This is a genomic window from Pseudomonas sp. HLG18 (assembly GCF_051903985.1).
Lineage (GTDB): Bacteria > Pseudomonadota > Gammaproteobacteria > Pseudomonadales > Pseudomonadaceae > Aquipseudomonas > Aquipseudomonas fluorescens_BT.
On the sequence record NZ_CP195831.1, the window covers coordinates 824393 to 846606 of the forward strand.

The 22214-nt window shown below is 61.2% G+C and carries 16 protein-coding genes; 9 read left to right on the top strand and 7 right to left on the bottom strand.

Annotated features, from left to right (window positions below):
• Positions 1 to 92: 92 nt before the first annotated feature.
• Complete coding sequence (thrH, locus tag ACSPX5_RS03965; RefSeq protein WP_439820977.1) at positions 93 to 710, top strand: bifunctional phosphoserine phosphatase/homoserine phosphotransferase ThrH; 618 nt, start codon at positions 93 to 95, stop codon at positions 708 to 710.
• 41 nt (positions 711 to 751) lie between these two features.
• On the opposite strand, the gene pabB is transcribed toward thrH, so the two are convergent.
• The 4 genes from pabB to rloA form a co-directional block, all read right to left on the bottom strand.
• Positions 752 to 2095, bottom strand: a complete 1344-nt coding sequence (pabB, locus tag ACSPX5_RS03970; protein WP_439820978.1) for an aminodeoxychorismate synthase component I — start codon at positions 2093 to 2095, stop codon at positions 752 to 754.
• 108 nt (positions 2096 to 2203) lie between these two features.
• Positions 2204 to 3190, bottom strand: a complete 987-nt coding sequence (locus ACSPX5_RS03975) for an alpha-L-glutamate ligase-like protein (RefSeq protein WP_169429549.1) — start codon at positions 3188 to 3190, stop codon at positions 2204 to 2206.
• Entirely contained in the window at positions 3190 to 4725 is a 1536-nt protein-coding gene (gene rloB, locus ACSPX5_RS03980; protein WP_085711890.1) for an osmotic stress tolerance membrane protein RloB, read from the bottom strand. Before rloB ends, ACSPX5_RS03975 begins: the two co-directional genes overlap by 1 nt.
• 5 nt (positions 4726 to 4730) lie before the next feature.
• On the bottom strand, positions 4731 to 5267 hold the full coding sequence (rloA, locus tag ACSPX5_RS03985) for a retropepsin-like aspartic peptidase RloA (RefSeq protein WP_169429550.1): 537 nt from the start codon (positions 5265 to 5267) through the stop codon (positions 4731 to 4733).
• A 298-nt stretch (positions 5268 to 5565) separates the two neighbouring features.
• Between rloA and ACSPX5_RS03990 the strand changes: the two genes are divergently transcribed.
• From ACSPX5_RS03990 to prpD, 6 genes are all read left to right on the top strand, one after another.
• Positions 5566 to 6288 carry a GntR family transcriptional regulator gene (locus ACSPX5_RS03990; RefSeq protein WP_169432611.1) on the top strand — a complete coding sequence of 241 codons (723 nt, stop codon included), beginning with the start codon at positions 5566 to 5568 and terminating at the stop codon, positions 6286 to 6288.
• Positions 6285 to 7175 carry a methylisocitrate lyase gene (gene prpB / locus ACSPX5_RS03995; RefSeq protein ID WP_007951973.1) on the top strand — a complete coding sequence of 297 codons (891 nt, stop codon included), beginning with the start codon at positions 6285 to 6287 and terminating at the stop codon, positions 7173 to 7175. The genes ACSPX5_RS03990 and prpB overlap by 4 nt, the downstream gene beginning before the upstream one ends.
• A 43-nt stretch (positions 7176 to 7218) precedes the next feature.
• Positions 7219 to 8346, top strand: coding sequence for a bifunctional 2-methylcitrate synthase/citrate synthase (gene prpC / locus ACSPX5_RS04000; RefSeq protein ID WP_439820979.1), 1128 nt, complete (start codon positions 7219 to 7221; stop codon positions 8344 to 8346).
• Positions 8347 to 8549: 203 nt separating this feature from the next.
• Positions 8550 to 11144: a Fe/S-dependent 2-methylisocitrate dehydratase AcnD gene (gene acnD / locus ACSPX5_RS04005; RefSeq protein WP_439820980.1), complete on the top strand. Its 2595-nt coding sequence runs from the start codon at positions 8550 to 8552 to the stop codon at positions 11142 to 11144.
• 54 nt (positions 11145 to 11198) lie between these two features.
• On the top strand, positions 11199 to 12389 hold the full coding sequence (gene prpF / locus ACSPX5_RS04010; protein ID WP_439820981.1) for a 2-methylaconitate cis-trans isomerase PrpF: 1191 nt from the start codon (positions 11199 to 11201) through the stop codon (positions 12387 to 12389).
• A 320-nt stretch (positions 12390 to 12709) separates the two neighbouring features.
• A complete protein-coding gene (gene prpD, locus ACSPX5_RS04015; RefSeq protein WP_439820982.1) occupies positions 12710 to 14194 on the top strand; it encodes a 2-methylcitrate dehydratase in 1485 nt (494 codons plus the stop codon).
• Positions 14195 to 14214: 20 nt separating this feature from the next.
• On the opposite strand, the gene ACSPX5_RS04020 is transcribed toward prpD, so the two are convergent.
• From ACSPX5_RS04020 to ppsR, 3 genes are all read right to left on the bottom strand, one after another.
• On the bottom strand, positions 14215 to 15537 hold the full coding sequence (locus tag ACSPX5_RS04020) for an ABC transporter ATP-binding protein (protein ID WP_169429555.1): 1323 nt from the start codon (positions 15535 to 15537) through the stop codon (positions 14215 to 14217).
• Positions 15538 to 15551: 14 nt separating this feature from the next.
• Entirely contained in the window at positions 15552 to 17297 is a 1746-nt protein-coding gene (locus ACSPX5_RS04025; protein WP_439820983.1) for an ABC transporter permease, read from the bottom strand.
• A 296-nt stretch (positions 17298 to 17593) separates the two neighbouring features.
• Positions 17594 to 18412: a posphoenolpyruvate synthetase regulatory kinase/phosphorylase PpsR gene (ppsR, locus tag ACSPX5_RS04030; RefSeq protein WP_169429557.1), complete on the bottom strand. Its 819-nt coding sequence runs from the start codon at positions 18410 to 18412 to the stop codon at positions 17594 to 17596.
• Between the two features lie 174 nt (positions 18413 to 18586).
• Between ppsR and ppsA the strand changes: the two genes are divergently transcribed.
• Both ppsA and ACSPX5_RS04040 read left to right on the top strand, forming a co-directional pair.
• Positions 18587 to 20962, top strand: coding sequence for a phosphoenolpyruvate synthase (gene ppsA, locus ACSPX5_RS04035; protein ID WP_103386412.1), 2376 nt, complete (start codon positions 18587 to 18589; stop codon positions 20960 to 20962).
• 98 nt (positions 20963 to 21060) lie between these two features.
• A complete protein-coding gene (locus ACSPX5_RS04040) occupies positions 21061 to 22050 on the top strand; it encodes an alpha/beta fold hydrolase (RefSeq protein WP_207868024.1) in 990 nt (329 codons plus the stop codon).
• Positions 22051 to 22214 lie beyond the last annotated feature (164 nt).

Genomic DNA, 22214 nt, shown 5'->3' on the forward strand with positions numbered 1-22214 from the left:
CGTCGGGGCGGCCTCTGCGTTGCGCGCTCCAGGTCGAGCGGCTAGAGTTCGGGCTCGCTCGACTCAATAAACATTACAAACGGGAGTGTCTTGTGGAAATCGCCTGTCTTGATCTTGAAGGGGTGCTGGTACCGGAAATCTGGATCGCCTTCGCCGAAAAAACCGGAATCGAATCGCTCAAGGCCACAACCCGGGACATTCCCGACTACGACGTGCTGATGAAGCAGCGCCTGCGAATCCTCGACGAGCATGGCCTGAAGCTTTCGGACATCCAGGAAGTGATCGCGACCCTCAAGCCGCTCGACGGCGCGGTGGAGTTCGTCAACTGGCTGCGCGAGCGGTTTCAGGTGGTGATTCTGTCGGACACGTTCTACGAGTTTTCCCAGCCGCTGATGCGTCAGCTGGGTTTTCCGACCTTGCTCTGTCACCGCCTGATCACTGACGAAAGCGGGCGGGTCACGGGCTATCAGTTGCGTCAGAAAGATCCGAAGCGTCAGTCGGTCCTGGCTTTCAAGAGCCTGTATTACCGGGTGATTGCGGCGGGGGATTCCTACAACGACACAAGCATGCTGGGCGAGGCGGATGCGGGGATTCTGTTCCATGCGCCGGATAACGTGATCCGCGAGTTCCCGCAGTTTCCGGCGGTGCACAGCTTTGCCGAGTTGAAACAGGAATTCCTCAAAGCTTCGAGTCGTGATTTGAGCCTTTAAGTCATTCTGTGACGAGGGCGCAAATGCCCTCGCCACACACGTCAGAGGTTCTGCAAGGTTTCGAGCAGAACCCTGACTTTGGTAATCGACTCCTGATACTCCGCTTCCCAGTCCGAGTCGGCGACGATCCCGCCGCCGCCCCAGCAGCACACCTGTCCATCCTTCACCAGCAGACTGCGAATGGCGATGGAGCTGTCCATCTCGCCGCGAACATCCAGATACAGCAACGATCCGCAATACAAACCACGGCGGGTCTGTTCCAGTTCGTCGATGATCTGCATCGCGCGGATCTTCGGTGCGCCGGTGATCGAGCCGCCGGGGAAGCTGCCGGCGATCAGATCCAGGGCGTCGCGATCTTCCGCCAGTTCACCGGTCACGCTGCTGACCAGATGATGCACGTTCGGATAGCTTTCCAGGCTGAACAGCTCCGGCACTCGCACCGAGCCGATACGGCAGGTGCGGCCCAGGTCATTGCGCAGCAGGTCGACGATCATCAGGTTTTCCGCGCGATCCTTGGGACTGGCCAGCAGCTCGGCGGCGTTGGCTGCGTCTTCGGCCGGGGTCGCGCCACGGGGGCGAGTGCCTTTGATCGGACGGGTTTCCACCTGGCGCTGGCTGACTTTGACGAAGCGCTCGGGGGAGAGGCTCAGCACTGCATTGCCGTCAGGAAGGCTCTGGAATCCGGAAAACGGCGTCGGGCAGGCCTCACGCAATTTGCAGTAGGCCAGCCATGGGTCGCCTTCGCAGGGTGCGCGGAAACGCTGGGCGAAGTTGACCTGATAGCAGTCGCCGGCCTGGATGTATTGATGAATGCGTTCGAGCGCCTGACGGTATTCGTCGGCCGAAAGATCGGCCGCCATCGGGCTGTTCAGCTTGAACGGGGCCGGTTCGGTGTTCACCGGTTGGCTGAACACAGTGATCAGCCGTTGTTTTTCGCTGGCGCTGGCCGAGGGGTGAAACACCAGTTGGCTGGTGGCCGATTGGTGATCGCTGATCAGTGCCCAGTCGTACAGACCAAAACGCGCATCGGGCAATTGCAGGTCATCCCGGGCCTGGCTCGGCAGGTTTTCCAGATGCCGACCGAAGTCGTAGCTCAGGTAGCCGATCAGGCCGCCGGCGAAGGGCAATTCGTACCCGTCGGGCAATTGTGCTTCGCCCAGCCGGGTCAGATTGTCCCGCAGACGTTGCAGGAAATCGTCGCCGCGCTCGTCCGGCAATACCGCCAGCTGTTCCAGCGGCCAGGCGCTGAGCAGGTCATAACGGCCACGGTCGGCACTCGGCCGGCCGCTGTCGAGCAGCACGGCGCCGGGCGCATGGCGGACGGCCGCAAAATAGTCGGCGGGGTTGGCGCGGTAGGGCAGCGGGTGTACGGAACAGGTCAACATGGGCGGGGCAGATCGGCCATCGAGGCGGGGTGGGGATTGTAGTCCCCTCCGGGAATTGCTCCTAGAGGGGATGTCGGGGATTGGCAGATTGGTGGCAGGTAGTGCGACTTAGCCCTCGACCGCCGGAATATGCCCAAACAACGCCTGAGCAAACGCCACCCGCTCTTCAGCCGACTCTGTCACGCCACGTGTCTTGAGATCCTCCAGATGCGCTTCCACCGCATGGGTACGTGCAGTCAGGCCGCAGTCATTGGCAATCTGGATATTCAGCCCCGGTCGCGCATTGAGTTCGAGAATCAGCGGGCCCTTTTCCTGATCCAGCACCATGTCCACGCCGATGTAACCCAGACCACACAGTTCATAGCAACCGGCGGCAAGCTTCATGAAACCGTCCCAGTAGGGCAGTTGCACGCCGTCCACCGCGTTGGTGGTGTCCGGGTGTTTGGCGATGATGTTGTTCAGCCAGGTGCCACGCAATGTCAGGCCAGTGGCCAGATCGACACCGACGCCGATGGCGCCCTGGTGCAGGTTGGCCTTGCCACCGGACTGACGGGTCGGCAGGCGCAGCATGGCCATCACCGGGTAGCCCATCAGCACGATGATGCGGATGTCCGGCACGCCTTCGTAGCTGATGCTCTTGAAGATCTGGTCCGGGGTCACCCGATATTCGATCAGCGCCCGGTCGCGGTGACCACCGAGTGAATACAGGCCGGTCAGGATGCTGGAGATATGGTGCTCCAGCTCCTCGTGGGTGAGGATCTTGCCCGATACGGTGCGATAGCGACCTTCGAAACGGTCGGCGATGACGATGATGCCGTCACCACCGGCGCCCTGGGCCGGCTTGATCACGAAGTCGTTGCGCCCGCCGATGATCTCGTCGAGGTTGTCGATTTCCTTCTCTGTGGAAATCACGCCGTACAGTTCCGGCACATGAATACCGGCCTTGATCGCGCGTTCCTTGGTGATGATCTTGTCATCGACGATCGGGTACAGGCTGCGCTTGTTGTACTTGAGCACGTAGTCCGCGTTACGCCGATTGATGCCCATGATGCCCCGGGCTTCCAGGGCCTTCCAGGTCTTCCAGAAACCGAACATCAGGCGTCAGCCTTCTTCAGGAAGGCCTTGAAGCGCACCAGTTCGGTCAGGCGATAACCGCGATAGCGACCCATGGCCAGCATGAAGCCCACCAGGATCAGCAGGATCGCCGGGAAGGTGAACACGAAGTACACCAGCTCCGGAACGGTCATGATCAGGTGGGCCAGGGACGCTGCGAACAGCGTGCCGATCGCCACTTTCAGAGCGTGGCTGGCGCCGCGTTCTTCCCAGGTGATCGACAGGCGTTCGATGGTCATGGTCAGAATCACCATCGGGAACAGCGCCACCGACAGGCCGCGTTCCAGACCGAGCTTGTGGCTGAACAGGCTGATCGCCGCGATCAGCACCACCACGAAGGTCAACACCACCGACAGACGGGGCAGCATTTGCAGTTTCAAGTGTTCCAGGTACGAACGCAGTGACAGCCCAAGCGCCGTGATCACGGTAAACAGCAGTATGCCGAAGCCCAGCTGCGTCTCGCGGAAGGCCAGGGCGATCAGCACCGGAGTGAACGTGCCAAGGGTCTGCAGGCCGACCAGGTTGCGCAGAATCAGGATCACCAGCACGCCGATCGGGATCATCACCATGATCATGAACGTCTGCTGGGTTTGCAGCGGCAAGCCGTACAGCGAGTATTCGAGGAAGTTGGCGTCGGTGTTTTCGTCGGTCAGCTTGGCCAGACGAATCGCGTTCATCTCGCTGTTGTTCAGGCTGAAGGTCACGTTGGCCTTCTTCGCGCCGTCGACGGTGATCAGGTTTTCGTCGCCGGTCCACCATAGCAGGCGGTCGGTCGGCAGACCTTGTTCGCCGGTTTCCGGATTGAAGTACAGCCAGTCGTTGCCGTTGAAGCTGCGCAGCCACAGTTCAGGGGTTTGTGGCTGATCGGCGACGAGGCGAATGGTGTGGACTTTCTCGACAGGAACGTGGGCGATGGACAGCAGCAGCTCAACGATTTTTGCCTTGTGGGCCGTCGATGGGTCGCCAGCCAGCAGCAGTTTCACGTTGTCGTCGTTGGTATTGTTGACACGTTTGATCGCTTCGCCAATGAAGGTCTCGACGTCGGCCGAGTGCTGGCGGATCGGGGCGAGCAGGGCTTCGGCGGCGATTTTTTCCGGGCCTTCGATGGCCATGCTGTCGCGGAAAGTCGGGCCTTTGACCTTGGTTTTCTCGGCGGTGTAGCGCTTGGTCAGTACCAGGCGGTAATACAGGGTCTGGTTGCCCTTGGCCCGGCGTGCCGACCAGGTGACCTTGCGGTTGCCGTCGACACGGTTGACCGCCACGCCGTAATTGTTGGAGATGAAGCTTTCATTGAGGCTGACGTAATCGCGGCTCAGGGGCGGCACGAACATCTGGATCTTGACCGGATCCTTGGTGCTGGCGACGAACTCGACCTTGGCGTCGATGTTCCACAAGTCGTCGGTGGCGTCTTCGGTCACCGGGATGCCAAGCACGAAAATCTGATAGGCCGTAACCGAAACGCCCAGGAGCACCAGGATGGTGATCAGGATTTTCAGGTGGAAGGTTAGAGAACGCATGGAAATTACTCGGCGGTATGAGCGGCGATGGCGCAGGCGGGTTTGCCGGCAGCGTATTTAAGACTGGGATCGACCAGCGCATCGAAGCGTTTCAGCGCCTCGGAGCCGATCAAAAGCGGATATTGGAACGCACTGCGGTCGGTCAGGTTCACTTCGATGCTGCGCATTGCTGAACCCATACAGATATCCAGCTCGATCACCGGGCGCGCGGTGTACTTCTTGCCTTCTTCCGGATCGTAGTCGCCGGCGCGGCGCTTGATCTTGCTGACCCGGGCCAGCGGCCGTTCGATCGGGTGCGAATGCGCGGCGTCGATGGCCAGGTAGAAACGCACCCAGGATTCGCCGTTGCGCTTGAAGCGTTTGATGTCGCGGGCACTCAGGGAAGCGGTTTTCGCCCCGGTGTCGAGTTTCGCCGCCACTTCCAGGTTGATCCCGTCGAGGGCAGCGTATTCGTTGAGGCCGTACACAGTCTTTTCCCCCGCCACAGCCAGGCTGGGCAGGCAAAACAGATAGAAAAAGGTGGGGAAGGGCTTGAGTCTCATAAATCCTGGTGAGCAGCGGTCCGTTCTCGGTTCAGGGCCACGGCATCAGGAGATCCTGTCTGCGCGCGCCTTCGTGTGCCTATCAGCTTTTTATGACAAGCCGTGCAAGTGACTGGCAAATGCGGGCGGCATTCTAGCACGGTGGTTTTATGGCGCCAGCGCCCGAGCGGGTCTATAACCCTTGGGGTTGATCCTGAGGGTTATTAGACGATTGTCGACAATATCCATTTATCCTTTGACTGGGATGGGCTGATTCGCTAGTTTTTGCCGCATTGGATTTAAAGGTGTCGACAATATGCTGGATCAACTCGATCCCCCCGTTATCAGCGGCGACGATTCGGAAACCCTGTCCGAAAACGTCTTCCGGCGTATCCAGGCCGCCATCGTCAAAGGCGAGATCGCTCCGGGCAGCAAGATCTCCGAGCCGGAGCTGGCGCGCACCTACGGCATCAGCCGCGGGCCGCTGCGCGAGGCGATTCATCGTCTGGAAGGCCAGCGCCTGTTGGTGCGCGTGCCGCATGTCGGCGCACGGGTGGTGTCGTTGAGCCACGCCGAACTGCTCGAACTCTACGAAATCCGCGAATCCCTCGAAGGCATGGCCTGCCGTCTGGCGGCCGAACGCATGAGTGTCGAAGAAATCGACGAACTGCGCCGGGTGCTGGAAACCCATGAGCGCGATGCGGCATTTCAGGCCGGCGTCGGCTACTACCAGCAGGAAGGCGATTTCGACTTTCACTACCGGATCATCCAGGGCAGCGGCAACCGCACCCTGACCCAGATGCTCTGCGGCGAGCTGTATCAACTGGTGCGCATGTACCGCATCCAGTTTTCCACCACGCCCAACCGCCCGCGCCAGGCCTTTGCCGAACACCACCGGATTCTCGATGCCATCGCCGACCGTGACGGCGAGCTCGCGGAATTGTTGATGCGCCGTCACATCGGCGCCTCGAAACGCAACATCGCCCGTCACTACCAGGACGGCGCCGACAATAAGACAGCCACTGAACGAGGTGAGTCATGAGTTCCAACAAGAGCACTCCAGGCCAGCGTTTCCGCGATGCGGTCGCCAGCGAACATCCGCTGCAAGTGGTCGGGGCGATCAACGCCAACCACGCGTTGCTGGCCAAGCGCGCCGGTTTCAAGGCGATCTACCTGTCAGGTGGCGGGGTGGCTGCCGGCTCCCTCGGCGTGCCAGACCTGGGCATCACCGGCCTGGATGACGTGCTGACCGACGTGCGCCGCATCACCGACGTCTGCGACCTGCCGCTGTTGGTGGACGTGGACACCGGTTTCGGCGCCTCGGCGTTCAACGTGGCCCGCACCGTCAAATCGATGATCAAGTTCGGCGCGGCAGCGATTCACATCGAAGACCAGGTTGGCGCCAAGCGCTGCGGCCACCGTCCGAACAAAGAGATCGTGACCCAGCAGGAAATGGTCGACCGTATCAAAGCCGCCGTCGATGCCCGTACCGACGACAGTTTCGTGATCATGGCGCGCACCGACGCGCTGGCTGTTGAAGGCCTGGAATCGGCACTGGATCGCGCCGCCGCGTGCATCGAGGCCGGCGCCGACATGATCTTCCCGGAAGCCATCACTGAACTTGAGATGTACAAGCTGTTCGCCAGCCGCGTGAAAGCGCCGATCCTGGCCAACATCACCGAGTTCGGCTCGACGCCGCTGTACACCACCGAGCAACTGGCTGGAGCGGATGTGTCGCTGGTGCTGTACCCGCTGTCGGCGTTCCGCGCGATGAACAAGGCTGCAGAAAACGTCTACACCGCGATCCGCCGCGACGGCACTCAGCAGAATGTCATCGACACCATGCAGACTCGCATGGAGCTCTACGATCGCATCGATTACCACACCTTCGAGCAGAAGCTCGACGCGTTGTTTGCGGCGAAGAAGTAAGCCGCAACCGTACTCCCTAATAAATTCAAGATTGGAGACAACAATGGCCGAAGCAAAAATACTCAGTGGCGCCGGGCTCCGGGGCCAGGTCGCCGGGCAAACCGCACTGTCGACCGTGGGCCAGGCCGGTGCCGGGCTGACCTATCGCGGCTACGACGTGCGCGAACTGGCGGCAGACGCACAATTTGAAGAAGTGGCCTACCTGCTGCTCTACGGAGAGCTGCCGACCCAGGCACAGCTCGCCGACTATCAAGCAAAACTGAGCAAGCTGCGCGACCTGCCGCAAGCGCTGAAAGAAGTGCTGGAACGCATCCCCGCCGACGCCCACCCGATGGACGTGATGCGCACCGGTTGCTCGTTCCTGGGCAATATCGAGCCGGAGAAGGACTTCTCCGAGCAACGCGACAAGACCGACCGCCTGCTGGCCGCGTTCCCGGCGATCATGTGCTACTGGTATCGCTTCAGCCACGACGGCAAACGCATCAATTGCGTGACGGACGAGCAGTCCATCGGCGGCCACTTCCTGCACCTGCTGCACGACAAGAAGCCAAGCGAACTGCATGTCAAAGTCATGAACGTGTCGCTGATCCTCTACGCCGAACACGAATTCAATGCTTCGACCTTCACCGCTCGGGTGTGCGCTTCGACCCTGTCCGATCTGTATTCCTGCGTCACGGCGGCCATCGGCTCGCTGCGCGGCCCGCTGCACGGCGGCGCCAACGAAGCGGCGATGGAAATGATCGAGCGCTTCTCGTCGCCGGAAGAGGCGGTCAAGGGCACCCTCGGCATGCTTGAGCGCAAGGACAAGATCATGGGCTTCGGCCACGCGATCTATAAGGACAGCGATCCGCGCAATGAGGTGATCAAGGGCTGGTCGAAAAAACTCGCCGACGAAGTGGGCGACAAAGTGTTGTTCGCCGTCTCCGAAGCCATCGACAAGACCATGTGCGAGCAAAAGAAACTGTTCCCCAACGCCGACTTCTACCATGCCTCGGCGTATCACTTCATGGGCATCCCGACCAAGCTGTTCACCCCGATCTTCGTCTGCTCGCGCCTGACCGGCTGGGCAGCGCACGTGTTCGAACAGCGCGCCAACAACCGCATCATCCGTCCAAGCGCCGAGTACACCGGCGTCGAACAGCGCAAGTTCGTGCCCATCGAACGTCGCTGAATGGTGGCGCTGCCGCGTTGTTGACTGGATAAACCGGGAACCAATGTGGGAGCGGGCTTGCTCGCGAATGCGGCGTGTCAGTCAATGATATGTCGACTGACACGCCGCATTCGCGAGCAAGCCCGCTCCCACAGTTGACCGAGTTGATTTCAATACCGAGGTAGCGCTCACCTCTTGTTATCACCGTGACCGAGTCCTGACCGATGAACACAGAATTTCGCAAGAACCTGCCCGGCACGCCGCTGGATTATTTCGACGTCCGCGCGGCAGTCGATGCGATCCAGCCCGGCAGCTACGACACCCTGCCGTACACCTCTCGCGTGCTGGCGGAAAACCTCGTGCGTCGCTGCGACCCGGCGACGCTCACCGATTCCCTGAAACAACTGATCGAGCGCAAACGCGACCTCGACTTCCCGTGGTTCCCGGCCCGCGTGGTGTGCCACGACATTCTCGGCCAGACCGCGCTGGTGGATCTGGCCGGCCTGCGTGACGCGATTGCCCGGCAGGGCGGCGACCCGGCGCAGGTCAACCCGGTAGTGCCGACCCAACTGATCGTCGACCACTCGCTGGCGGTCGAGGCGGGCGGTTTTGACAAGCAGGCGTTCGAGAAGAACCGCGCCATCGAAGACCGTCGCAACGAAGACCGTTTCCACTTCATCAACTGGACCAAGAAGGCGTTCAAGAACGTCGACGTGATCCCGCCGGGCAACGGCATCATGCACCAGATCAACCTGGAGAAAATGTCTCCGGTGATCCAGGTGCGCGACGGCGTGGCGTTCCCGGATACCTGCGTCGGCACCGACAGCCACACCCCGCACGTCGATGCGCTGGGCGTGATCGCCATTGGTGTCGGTGGCCTCGAAGCTGAAAGCGTGATGCTCGGCCGCGCGTCGTGGATGCGTCTGCCGGAAAGCGTCGGCGTCGAACTGACCGGCAAGCTGCAACCGGGCATCACCGCCACCGACATGGTGCTGGCGCTGACCGAGTACCTGCGCAAACAGAAAGTGGTCGGCGCATGGTTGGAGTTCTTCGGCGAAGGTGCTTCCGCGCTGACCCTCGGCGACCGCGCGACCATCTCCAACATGGCTCCGGAATACGGCGCCACGGCGGCGATGTTCTACATCGACCAACAAACCATCGACTACCTGAAACTCACCGGTCGTGAAGATCAGCAAGTGCAGCTCGTCGAGCAGTACGCCAAACAGATCGGTCTGTGGGCCGACAGCCTGAAAGGCGCGCAATACGAGCGCGGCCTGACCTTCGACCTGTCTTCGGTGGTGCGCAACATGGCCGGTCCGAGCAACCCGCACGCCCGTGTGGCGGTGTCGGATCTGGCGGCCAAAGGCATCGCCGGACAGTGGGAAGAGGTGCCGGGGCAAATGCCTGACGGCGCGGTGATCATCGCCGCCATCACCAGTTGCACCAACACCAGCAACCCGCGCAACGTGATCGCCGCCGGCCTGCTGGCGCGCAACGCCAACAAGCTCGGGTTGACGCGTAAGCCGTGGGTCAAGTCGTCGCTGGCGCCGGGCTCGAAAACCGTGGCGCTGTACCTCGATGAAGCAGGGTTGACCACGGAGCTGGAACAGCTCGGTTTCGGCGTCGTCGCCTTCGCCTGCACCACCTGCAACGGCATGTCCGGCGCGCTGGATCCGGTAATTCAGCAAGAAATCATCGACCGCGACCTGTACGCCACCGCTGTGCTGTCCGGCAACCGCAACTTCGACGGTCGGATTCACCCGTACGCCAAGCAGGCATTCCTCGCTTCGCCGCCGCTGGTGGTGGCCTACGCGATTGCCGGCACCATCCGTTTCGACATCGAGAAAGATGTGCTGGGCGTGGTCGACGGCAAGGAAATTCGCCTGAAAGACATCTGGCCGAGCGACGAAGAAATCGACGCCGTAGTGAAGTCCTCGGTCAAGCCCGAGCAGTTCCGTCAGGTCTACATCCCGATGTTCGCCATTCATGAAGACACCGGCCCGAAAGTCGCGCCGCTGTACGACTGGCGCGAGATGAGCACCTACATCCGCCGTCCGCCGTACTGGGAAGGCGCGCTGGCCGGGGCGCGTCCGCTCAAGGGCATGCGCCCGCTGGCGGTGCTGCCGGACAACATCACCACCGATCACCTGTCGCCGTCGAACGCGATCATGCTCGACAGCGCCGCCGGCGAATACCTGGCGAAAATGGGCCTGCCGGAAGAGGACTTCAACTCTTACGCGACCCACCGTGGCGACCACCTGACGGCGCAGCGCGCGACCTTCGCCAACCCGAAACTGTTCAACGAAATGGTCGTGGAAAACGGCAAGGTCAAGCAGGGCTCGCTGGCCCGTGTGGAGCCGGAAGGCAAAGTGATGCGCATGTGGGAAGCCATCGAAACCTACATGGAGCGCAAGCAGCCGCTGATCATCATCGCCGGCGCCGACTACGGCCAGGGCTCGTCCCGGGACTGGGCGGCCAAAGGCGTGCGTCTGGCGGGTGTGGAAGCGATCGCCGCCGAAGGTTTTGAACGCATTCACCGCACCAACCTGGTGGGCATGGGCGTGTTGCCGCTGGAATTCAAACCGGGCACCGACCGCAAGACATTGGGCATCGACGGCAGCGAAACCTACGACGTGATCGGCGAGCGCACCCCGCGCGCCGACCTGACGCTGGTGATCCATCGCAAAAACGGCGAACGCGTCGAGGTGCCGGTGACCTGCCGCCTCGACACTGCCGAAGAAGTGTCGATCTACGAGGCCGGTGGCGTGTTGCAACGCTTCGCCCAGGACTTCCTCGAAGAGTCGGCGGTTGCCGTTTAAATCACGTAGTGCGAACGCGGGTCGGTTGACCCGCGTTTGCTGATAAGGAGCACCATGGCTCACGCACCGCAAATAAGAATTCCCGCCACCTACATGCGCGGCGGCACCAGCAAAGGCGTGTTTTTCAGCCTCAAGGATCTGCCCGAAGCCGCGCAGATTCCCGGTCCGACCCGCGATGCGCTGTTGCTGCGGGTCATCGGCAGCCCCGACCCGTACGACAAGCAGATCGACGGCATGGGCGGCGCCACGTCCAGCACCAGCAAAACCGTGATCCTGTCGAAAAGCATCAAGGCCGATCACGACGTCGATTACCTGTTCGGTCAGGTGTCGATCGACAAGCCGTTTGTGGACTGGAGCGGCAACTGCGGCAACCTGTCGGCGGCGGTCGGTTCGTTCGCCATCAGCAACGGTCTGGTGGACGCCAGCCGCATTCCGCACAACGGCGTGGCGGTGGTTCGCGTGTGGCAGGCCAACATCGGCAAGACCATCATTGCCCACGTGCCGATCACTAACGGCGAAGTGCAGGAAACCGGTGATTTCGAACTCGACGGCGTGACTTTTCCGGCCGCCGAAGTCCAGGTCGAATTCATGGACCCGGCGGCGGAAGAAGAGGGTGGCGGTGGCTCGATGTTCCCCACCGGCAACCTGATCGACGATCTGGAAGTGCCGGGCGTCGGCACGTTCAAGGCGACCATGATCAACGCGGGTATCCCGACGATCTTCGTCAACGCTGAAGACATCGGTTACACCGGCACCGAACTGCAGAGTGCGATCAACAGCGACCCGAAAGCGTTGCAGATGTTCGAGACGATTCGTGCCTACGGTGCTTTGCGCATGGGGCTGATTTCCAATCTGGATGAAGCGGCCAAGCGGCAGCACACGCCTAAGGTTGCGTTTGTCGCCAAACCTGCGGATTACGTGGCATCCAGTGGCAAGGCGATTGCGGCCGGGGATGTGGATTTGCTGGTGCGGGCGTTGTCGATGGGCAAGTTGCACCACGCGATGATGGGCACTGCGGCGGTGGCGATTGGTACGGCGGCGGCCATCTCTGGCACTTTGGTTAACCTCGCGGCCGGTGGCGTTGAACGCAATGCCGTGCGCTTCGGGCATCCGTCCGGGACGTTGCGCGTCGGGGCCGAGGCCAGTCTGGAAAACGGTGAGTGGGTTGTGAAGAAAGCGATCATGAGCCGTAGTGCGCGCGTGCTGATGGAAGGTTACGTCCGCGTACCTGGCGACTCTTTCTGATCCAGAATCGATGCACTCACCCCAGCCCTCTCCCGGAGGGAGAGGGAGCTGACCGAGGTGTCTTGCGGGATACATCGACCTGAAAAATCGTGGCGATTATGGATTCGGCAAAGCACTTTCAGGTCGATGTAACGCTTGAATATCCCACGGTCAGTTCCCTCTCCCTCCGGGCGGTCCGACGTTTCGGGAGGGCTAGGGTGAGGGGCTTTACTAACTGAAGAAACACACAATGAGCAGGCAACCCAGACCTGCATTCAACAAACCAGCCAAGCCCCTGAGGAAGACCCCACCACTCATCATTCCCCACCAGGAGAACCGCAATGAGCGCCAACGTCGACCTGAACAACCGCCCCGACTACGACGATGTCCTGCAGGACATCGCCGATTACGTCCTCACCTGCAAAATCGAATCCGCCGAAGCCCTCGACACCGCCCGCAACTGCCTGATGGACACGCTGGGCTGCGGACTGCTGGCCCTGCGTTTTCCCGAATGCACCAAGCACCTGGGCCCCATCGTAGAAGGCACCGTCGTGCCGTTCGGCGCCCGAGTGCCGGGCACTTCCTATCGCCTCGATCCGGTAAAGGCCGCGTGGGACATCGGCTGCATCGTGCGCTGGCTCGATTACAACGACACCTGGCTCGCCGCCGAATGGGGGCATCCATCGGACAACCTCGGCGGGATTCTCGCGGTGGCCGATCACTTGGCACAAAAGCGTCTGGCCAATGGCGAAGCGCCGTTGACCATGCGCGATGTGCTCGAAGCGATGATCATGGCCCACGAGATTCAGGGCGTGATCGCCCTGGAAAACTCTTTCAACCGCGTAGGCCTCGACCATGTGATTCTGGTGAAAGTGGCTTCGACAGCCGTCGTCGCCAAACTGATGGGCGCCAATCGCGAGCAGTTGTTGTCGGCGTTGTCCCATGCGTTTGCCGATGGTCAGGCGTTGCGCACTTACCGCCACGCGCCGAATGCCGGATCGCGAAAGTCCTGGGCGGCGGGGGATGCCTCGAGCCGGGGCGTGCGCCTTGCCGACATCGCCCTGCGCGGTGAAATGGGAATTCCCGGTGTACTGACGGCAAAGCAGTGGGGTTTCTACGACGTGCTGTTCAGCCACACCAACAACGATCTGGCACTCAAGCCCGAAGGCAAGCGTGCCTTCAGCTTCTCGCGGCCGTTCGGCAGTTACGTGATGGAAAACGTGCTGTTCAAGATCAGCTTCCCCGCCGAATTTCACGCGCAAACTGCCTGCGAAGCCGCCGTGACCCTGCATCCGCAGGTGCGCAATCGTCTGCATGAGATCGACCGGATCGTCATCACCACCCACGAATCGGCGATCCGCATCATTTCCAAGGTCGGGCCGCTGGCCAATGCCGCCGACCGCGATCACTGCCTCCAGTACATGACCGCCGTGCCGCTGGCGTTCGGCAATCTGGTGGCCGAGCAGTACGAGGACGATTTCCACAGGGCCCATCCGATCATCGATGTGCTGCGCGAAAAAATGGTCATCGTCGAAGATCCGCGTTTCACCCGCGAATATCTCGAGCCCGACAAACGCTCGATTGCCAATGCGGTGCAGGTGTTTTTCAAGGACGGTTCCAGCACCGAAAATGTGGTGGTGGAGTACCCGATCGGTCACCGTCGGCGCCGGGCCGAGGGCATTCCGTTGCTGGAGGACAAGTTCAGGGCGAACCTGGCCACGCGTTTTACCGGCCAGCGCGGCGCCGAGATCCTTGCGCTGTGCAAGGATCAGGTGCGGCTCGAGGCGACGCCGGTGAACCGCTTTGTCGACTTGTTCGTGATCTGAATCGCCGGGATTGTCGAGGGCTACAGGCTGCCCTCGACATCTTCCAGGCTGAAGGTCTCCGTGTTGTCGTCGTAGGAGAAAATCTCGGCGTAGCGACCCCAGGCAATCACGATTTCCAGGTTTTTCTCGACGAAGGCCTCGGTCAGCGAATCTTCCAGTTCCTGCTCGAAACGCACCCGTGGCGCCCGGTGGCCGTTGCGCTCCAGCAATACCTGACGGATCCGCGCGGCCAGCGGTATGTAGCGGATCAGATGTTCGGCAAACAGGGTCTTGCGTGCCTGGGTGCTGTAGTCGGCGAACAGTTTCCCGGCCTCGGTCAGGGTGATATCCGCGCCTTTGAGTTCGGCGAAGCCCAGGTATTCGAGCATTTCGGCCACCGGAAACAGGTCGTCCACTTCCAGCAAGCGACGTTCGGCCACGGTGGGCAGGCCGGCGTGACCGTTGTAGGGCTCGGCCGCCAGGGTTTCGATCAGGCCTGCCATCAGGTTGGTGGATACTTCCTGCAGCGGGCTGCTGATCTTCAGTTCGGGTTTGCCGGTGCCAGCGTCGGCGCTGCGGCGGTCGGTCATCTGCGCGTAGATGTCATCGACCATTTGCCGGAACACCGGATCCAGGCGATTGCGCGGATGGGCGAAGGGCACCTTGATTTCCGCCACCAGCCGCCCCGGGTTGGACGACAACACCAGAATGCGGTCGCACATCAGTACCGCTTCTTCGATGTTGTGGGTCACGATCAGGATCGATTTGATCGGCAGTTGCTTGCCGCTCCACAGGTCCAGCAGATCGTTTCTCAAGGTTTCGGCGGTCAGCACGTCCAGCGCCGAGAAGGGTTCGTCCATCAACAACAGCGTCGGGTTGACCACCAGCCCGCGAGCGAACCCCACGCGCTGGCGCATGCCGCCGGACAGTTCACGAGGGTAGGCGTTTTCGAAACCGTCCAGGCCGATCAGGTCGATGGCCGCCAGCGCTCGCTTGCGTGCTTCTTTGCGTTCGACCTGCAAGGCCTGCAGGCCGGCCTCGACGTTTTCCAGCACCGTCAGCCACGGGAACAGGGCAAAGGTCTGGAACACCATGGCCACGCCTTCGGCCGGGCCGTCCAGCGGCTTGCCGTTGTACAGCACTTCCCCGGACGAGGGCTCGATCAGGCCCGCGATGATCCGCAGCAGGGTGGACTTGCCCGAGCCGGAGCGGCCAAGCATGCCGACTATTTCGCCTTCGTGCAGGGCCAGGTTGATCCCGCTGAGCACCTGCAGCTCGTCCTTGCCCTTGCCGAACACTCGGTTGACGTCGGTGAGCGAGTAGATTTCGGGTGTGGCACCCGTGTGTTCGGTATAGGTATTCATCACATCGAATCCCGTCAGTTCAGGCGAAGTTTGTTTTCGGCCATGGCGTACATCGGTCGCCAGACCACGCGATTGAAGGCCACGACAAAGAACGACATCACCACCACGCCGAGGGTGATTTTCGGGAAGTCGCCGGCGGCCGTGGTTTGCGCGATGTAGGCGCCGAGGCCGTGGGCGACGACTTTGTCCTGCCCCCAGGAAACGAATTCGGAGACGATGCTGGCGTTCCATGCGCCGCCCGAAGCGGTGATGGCGCCGGTCACGTAATACGGGAAGATCCCCGGCAGCATCACCTTGCGCCACCACAGCCAGCCGCGAATGCGGAAGTTGGCGGCGGCTTCCTTGAAGTCATTGGGGAAGGCGCTGGCCCCGGCGATCACGTTGAACAGGATGTACCACTGCGTCCCGAGCACGATCAGCGGGCTCAGCCAGATGTCCGGGTTCAACTGGTAGCGCAGGATCACGATGACGAATACCGGGAACAACAGGTTTGCCGGAAACGCCGCGAGAAACTGCGCCAGCGGCTGGATCTTTTCCGCCAATGCCGGGCGCAGACCGATCATCACGCCCAGCGGCACCCAGATCAGCGAGGCGATGAAGATCAACCCGGCCACCCGCAACAGAGTGAACAGCCCCAACAGCAACACATGCCCGACCTCTGCGAACGTCACCTCGGTGCCGACATACAGCACGATGTGGTACAGCGCATACGCGGTCAGCAGCGCGATAAACGAGCCCCAGATCCAGTCGATGGCCTTGGTGGTGGCGGGGCTTTGCGAGGTCATGACCTTGCGCGCCGAACGCGGCAGGTTCAGACGCATGTTGCCGAGGCGGCTGATGGCGCGACTGATGGGGCGCAAAATGCGCTGGATCATCCGGGTGCGCTGAATCAGATTCAGCACCCAGGACTCCGGCGCAGCGGTCTGCGAGGCGGTGTTCTCCATGCGGAACTTGTCGGCCCAGGCCACCAGCGGGCGGAACAGAAACTGGTCATAGATCAGGATGACCACGATCATCGTCAGGATGACGTAGCCCACGGCGTGCATGTCTTTTTGCGCGATGGCCAGGGCGAGGAACGAGCCGATCCCGGGCAGGGTGATGGTCTGGTCGCCGACGGTGATCGCTTCGGAGGCCACCACGAAGAACCAGCCGCCGGACATGCTCATCATCATGTTCCAGATCAGCCCGGGCATCGCAAAGGGTACGTCGAGCTTCCAGAATTTCTGCCAGCCGGACAGTTGCAGGTTGGTCGAGACCTCCACCAGATCCCGCGGCAGCATGCGCAGCGACTGATAGAAGCTGAACGTCATGTTCCAGGCCTGGCTGGTGAAAATGGCAAAGATCGCAGCGAATTCCGCGCCCAGTACCCGGCCGGGAAACAGCAACAGAAAGAAGGTCACGGTGAAGGAGATGTAACCCAGCACCGGCACCGATTGCAGGATGTCCAGCACCGGCACCAGGAGTTTTTCGGCGCGTCGGCTTTTGGCCGCCAAGGTGCCGTAGAGCAGGGTGAACACCAGTGACGCCACCATCGCCGCGAGCATGCGCAGGGTGGTGCGCATGGCGTATTCCGGCAAATGGCTCGGGTCGAGTGAGACCACTTCACTTTGCAGCGTGCCGATCGGGGCCCAGGTTTCCCGGGCACCGATCGAGAAAAACAGCAGGAAGCCGATCACCAGCGGCAGGGCGATCAAGTCCCAGCGATTGGGCAGCAGACGTCGGGTCGAGGCCGGTATGTAGTGACGGAACACCTTATTCATAAGCAGTGATTCCTGCAGTGCTCTGAATGGAGGCGCGGCAGTCTGAACGTAGCTTCAGTCTGCACGGCGCACCCGGGAATGAACGGACGCTCATTCCTTGACTTCAATGGGGAGGCTGGATGCTGCGGGCCCGTTGAATTCAGCGGGCCGAGAGGGTTGGCGCATCCGGTTTGTGGCCGGATACGCAACTTGCGCGGATTGTATATTTCGGAATGTTACAAAGGCGTAAAAAACACGGCCCGCAGGCGAGCTTGTGATACTTCATTCAGCCTGCGGACAGGTTGGGCGCGTCGGGGTTACTTGAAACGCCGCTCCACGCCTTTTTCCACCAGGATCTTCGCCGAAATCTCTTCCACGGAAAAATGCGTGGAGTTGATGTGCGGGATGTTTTCGCGGCGGAACAGGTTCTCCACTTCGCGCACTTCGAATTCGCACTGGGCGTAACTCGAATAGCGGCTATTGGGCTTGCGCTCGTTGCGGATCGCGGTAAGGCGGTCCGGGTCGATGGTCAGACCGAACAGCTTGTGCTGGTGGGCGCGCAGGGCGGTCGGCAATTGCAGGCGTTCCATGTCGTCTTCGGTCAGCGGGTAGTTGGCCGCGCGGATGCCGAACTGCATCGCCATGTACAGACACGTCGGCGTCTTACCACAACGCGACACGCCCACTAGTATCAGGTCGGCCTTGTCGTAATAGTGGGTGCGGGCGCCGTCGTCGTTATCGAGGGCGAAGTTCACCGCCTCGATCCGCTCCATGTAGTTGGAGTTGTGGCCGATCGAATGGGATTTGCCGACGGTGTAGGAAGAATGCTCGGTCAGTTCCTGTTCGAGCGGGGCGAGGAACGTCGAGAAAATGTCGATCATGAAACCATTGGAGGTTGCGAGAATCTCACGGATGTCCTGATTGACGATGGTGTCGAAGATAATCGGCCGGAAACCATCGGTTTCAGCGGCTTTGTTGATTTGTTGTACCATGGCCCGCGCTTTGTCCGCGTTGTCGATGTAGGGCCGCGTGAGCTTGGTGAAGGTAATGTTTTCGAACTGCGCCAGAAGGCTTTGACCCAGGGTTTCGGCAGTAATGCCGGTGCCATCGGAGATAAAGAAAGCAGATCGTTTCATTTGCACCTTGGGCCTTAAGCTAATGAGTATTTCTGGATATGATAGGCGCGATTTGCCGGCCGCCATCGGCCCGCATTCTCACTTATTTTCCAGGTCCAGGCCATACAACCGGCCGATGCTCCCCCGAGCCGCCGGTTTCTGAGCTTTTCCAACACAGTTAGTGGAGAGATCACCTTGGTAGAGTACGTAGTTTCCCTCGATAAGCTCGGCAAACACGATGTTGAGCATGTGGGGGGCAAGAACGCATCCCTGGGCGAGATGATCAGCAACCTGGCCGGTGCCGGTGTGTCGGTCCCCGGCGGTTTCGCCACCACGGCGCAGGCCTATCGCGACTTTCTCGAGCTGAGCGGCCTCAACGACCAGATCCACAAGGCTCTCGACGCCCTGGACGTCGATGACGTCAACGCGCTGGCCAAGACCGGCGCCCAGATCCGCCAATGGATCATGGAAGCCGAATTCCCTGAAAAACTGAACACCGAGATCCGCACCGCGTTCGCCGCGCTGTCGGCCGGCAATCCCGATGTGGCCGTGGCCGTGCGTTCCTCCGCCACCGCCGAAGACCTGCCGGACGCCTCGTTCGCCGGTCAGCAGGAAACCTTCCTGAACATCCGTGGCGTGGAAAACGTCATTCGCGCAGCCAAGGAGGTGTTCGCTTCCCTGTTCAACGACCGTGCCATTTCCTACCGCGTGCACCAGGGCTTCGACCACAAACTGGTCGCCCTGTCGGCCGGCGTGCAGCGCATGGTGCGTTCGGAAACCGGCACCGCCGGCGTGATGTTCACCCTCGATACCGAATCCGGCTTCCGTGACGTGGTGTTCATCACCGGCGCCTACGGCCTGGGCGAAACCGTCGTACAAGGCGCGGTGAACCCGGACGAATTCTATGTCCACAAGGGCACGCTGGAGGCCGGTCGCCCGGCGATCCTGCGCCGCAACCTGGGCAGCAAGGCCATCAAGATGATCTACGGCGACGAGGCCAAGGCCGGTCGTTCGGTGAAAACCGTTGATGTCGACAAGGCCGAGCGCGCGCGTTTCTGCCTGACCGACGCCGAAGTCAGCGAGCTGGCCAAGCAGGCGATGATCATCGAGAAGCACTACGGCTGCCCGATGGACATCGAATGGGCCAAGGACGGTGACGACGGCAAGCTGTACATCGTGCAGGCCCGTCCGGAAACCGTGAAGAGCCGCACCCAGGCCAACGTCATGGAACGTTACCTGCTAAAAGAAACCGGCACCGTGCTGGTGGAAGGCCGTGCCATCGGTCAGCGCATCGGCGCCGGCAAGGTGCGGATCATCAAGGACGTCTCCGAAATGGACAAAGTCCAGCCGGGCGACGTGCTGGTCTCCGACATGACCGACCCGGACTGGGAACCGGTGATGAAGCGCGCCAGCGCCATCGTCACCAACCGTGGCGGCCGTACCTGCCACGCGGCGATCATCGCCCGTGAACTGGGGATTCCGGCTGTCGTCGGTTGCGGCAACGCCACCCAGTTGCTGAAGGATGGCCAGGGCGTGACCGTGTCCTGCGCCGAAGGCGACACCGGTTACATCTTCGAAGGCGAACTGGGCTTCGACATCAAGAAAAACTCCGTGGACGCCATGCCGGAGCTGCCGTTCAAGATCATGATGAACGTCGGCAACCCGGACCGCGCCTTCGACTTCGCGCAGCTGCCGAACGCCGGTGTGGGCCTGGCCCGTCTGGAATTCATCATCAACCGCATGATCGGCGTCCACCCGAAGGCGCTGTTGAACTACGACGGCCTGCCGCAGGACATCAAGGAAAGCGTCGACAAGCGCATCGCCGGTTACGACGATCCGGTCGGTTTCTATGTCGAGAAACTGGTTGAAGGCATCAGTACCCTGGCCGCTGCGTTCGCGCCGAAGAAGGTCATCGTGCGTCTGTCGGACTTCAAGTCCAACGAATACGCCAACCTGATCGGCGGCAAGCTGTACGAGCCGGAAGAAGAAAACCCGATGCTGGGCTTCCGTGGCGCTTCGCGTTACATCAGCGAATCGTTCCGTGACTGCTTCGAACTCGAGTGCCGTGCGCTGAAACGCGTGCGCAACGAGATGGGCCTGACCAACGTCGAAATCATGGTGCCGTTCGTCCGTACCCTCGGCGAAGCCAGCCAGGTGGTCGATCTGCTGGCCGAAAACGGCTTGAAGCGTGGCGACAACGGCCTGCGCGTGATCATGATGTGCGAACTGCCATCCAACGCGATCCTGGCTGAAGAGTTCCTCGAATTCTTCGACGGTTTCTCGATCGGTTCCAACGACCTGACCCAGCTGACACTGGGCCTGGACCGTGACTCCGGGATCATCGCGCACCTGTTCGACGAGCGTAATCCGGCAGTCAAGAAGCTGCTGGCCAACGCGATTGCCGCGTGCAACAAGGCCGGCAAGTACATCGGCATCTGCGGTCAGGGCCCTTCGGACCACCCGGACCTCGCCAAGTGGCTGATGGAGCAGGGCATCGAAAGCGTATCGTTGAACCCGGACACCGTGCTGGAAACCTGGTTCTTCCTTGCCGAAGGCCAGGCGGCGGAATAAACCGTGAATGAAGCCCCGGCCCGTTGACCCGGGTCGGGGCTTTAAGATTGAAGTAGGGCGAGCTCTCCGGATGCCGCCCTTTTTTGTGCAAGAGCATTATGCAAAGCAGCAGCAACCTATTTCCTGTCGCCCTGATCAGCGCTGAACGACGCGGTGATCTGAGCGAAGACATCTACCGTTTGAAGCCGGGCAACAGCCCTGACTGGTCCGTGGAAATCGCGGTGACCCGTCTCGGCATGGCCGATGAACCGGCGACACGCGGCGTGCCGGTGATCTTGCTGCACGGCAGCTTCTCCAACCGGCGCTTCTGGTTCTCCCCGAAAGGTCTGGGGCTGGGCGCTTATCTGACGCGTCTGGGGTTCGATGTATGGATCCCGGAAATGCGCGGCCACGGCATGTCCCAGCGCAACGAGGACTATCGCCGCAACCGCGTCGCCGATTACGCCCGTTACGATTTGCCGGCCATCGCCGCGTTCGTGCGTGAACAGAGCGGGCAGATCCCGCACTGGATCGGTCATTCGCTGGGCGGCATTACGCTCGCGGCCGCCCTGGGCGGCGAATACCTCGGCGAACCGGCCGTAGCGTCGGCAGCGTTTTTCGGCACGCAGGTCAGTCGTACCTACTGGCCGCTGAAAATTCCGCCGGTGGAATGGAGCGGGCGTTTCATTCTCAAGCGTTTTGCCCAGTTGTCCGGCTCGCGTCTCAAGCGTGGCCCGGAAGACGAGCCGATCGGCCTCGCGCTGGAAAGCATGCGCTGGTATGGCCTGTTCGGGCGTTTCGGGGACAAGGACAAGGATTGGTGGGCGGGGCTCGCCGATGTCAAGGTGCCGGTGTTGGCCGTGACGGCGGTCGGGGATCATCAGGATCCGGCCTGGGCCTGCCGCAAGTTGTTCGATCAGGTCGGCTCCGAGCACAAGCAATTTATCAATCTGGGTCGTGAACAGGGCTTCAGCGAAAATTTCGGTCATGTCGAAATGCTGGTGAGCAAGGCTGCCCAGGCCGAAGTCTGGCCACTGGTGGCGCGCTGGCTGGCTGACCAGCACACGCCATTACTTGGCGAAAAGATGGATCTGGCGGCGGCAGGATGAGCGGAGGGCTCTGAAAAGGGCATTTCGTTCGGGTCGGCTTGCGGCTAAGATATGACGCATTGGACGGTTCCGGTCACATTTGGTGGCTGTTTCGCTATTACGTTTCAGCCTGTGTTCAGGTTCACTCAGCGACCATTGCATGGACTAAGGTAAACAGCGACCGT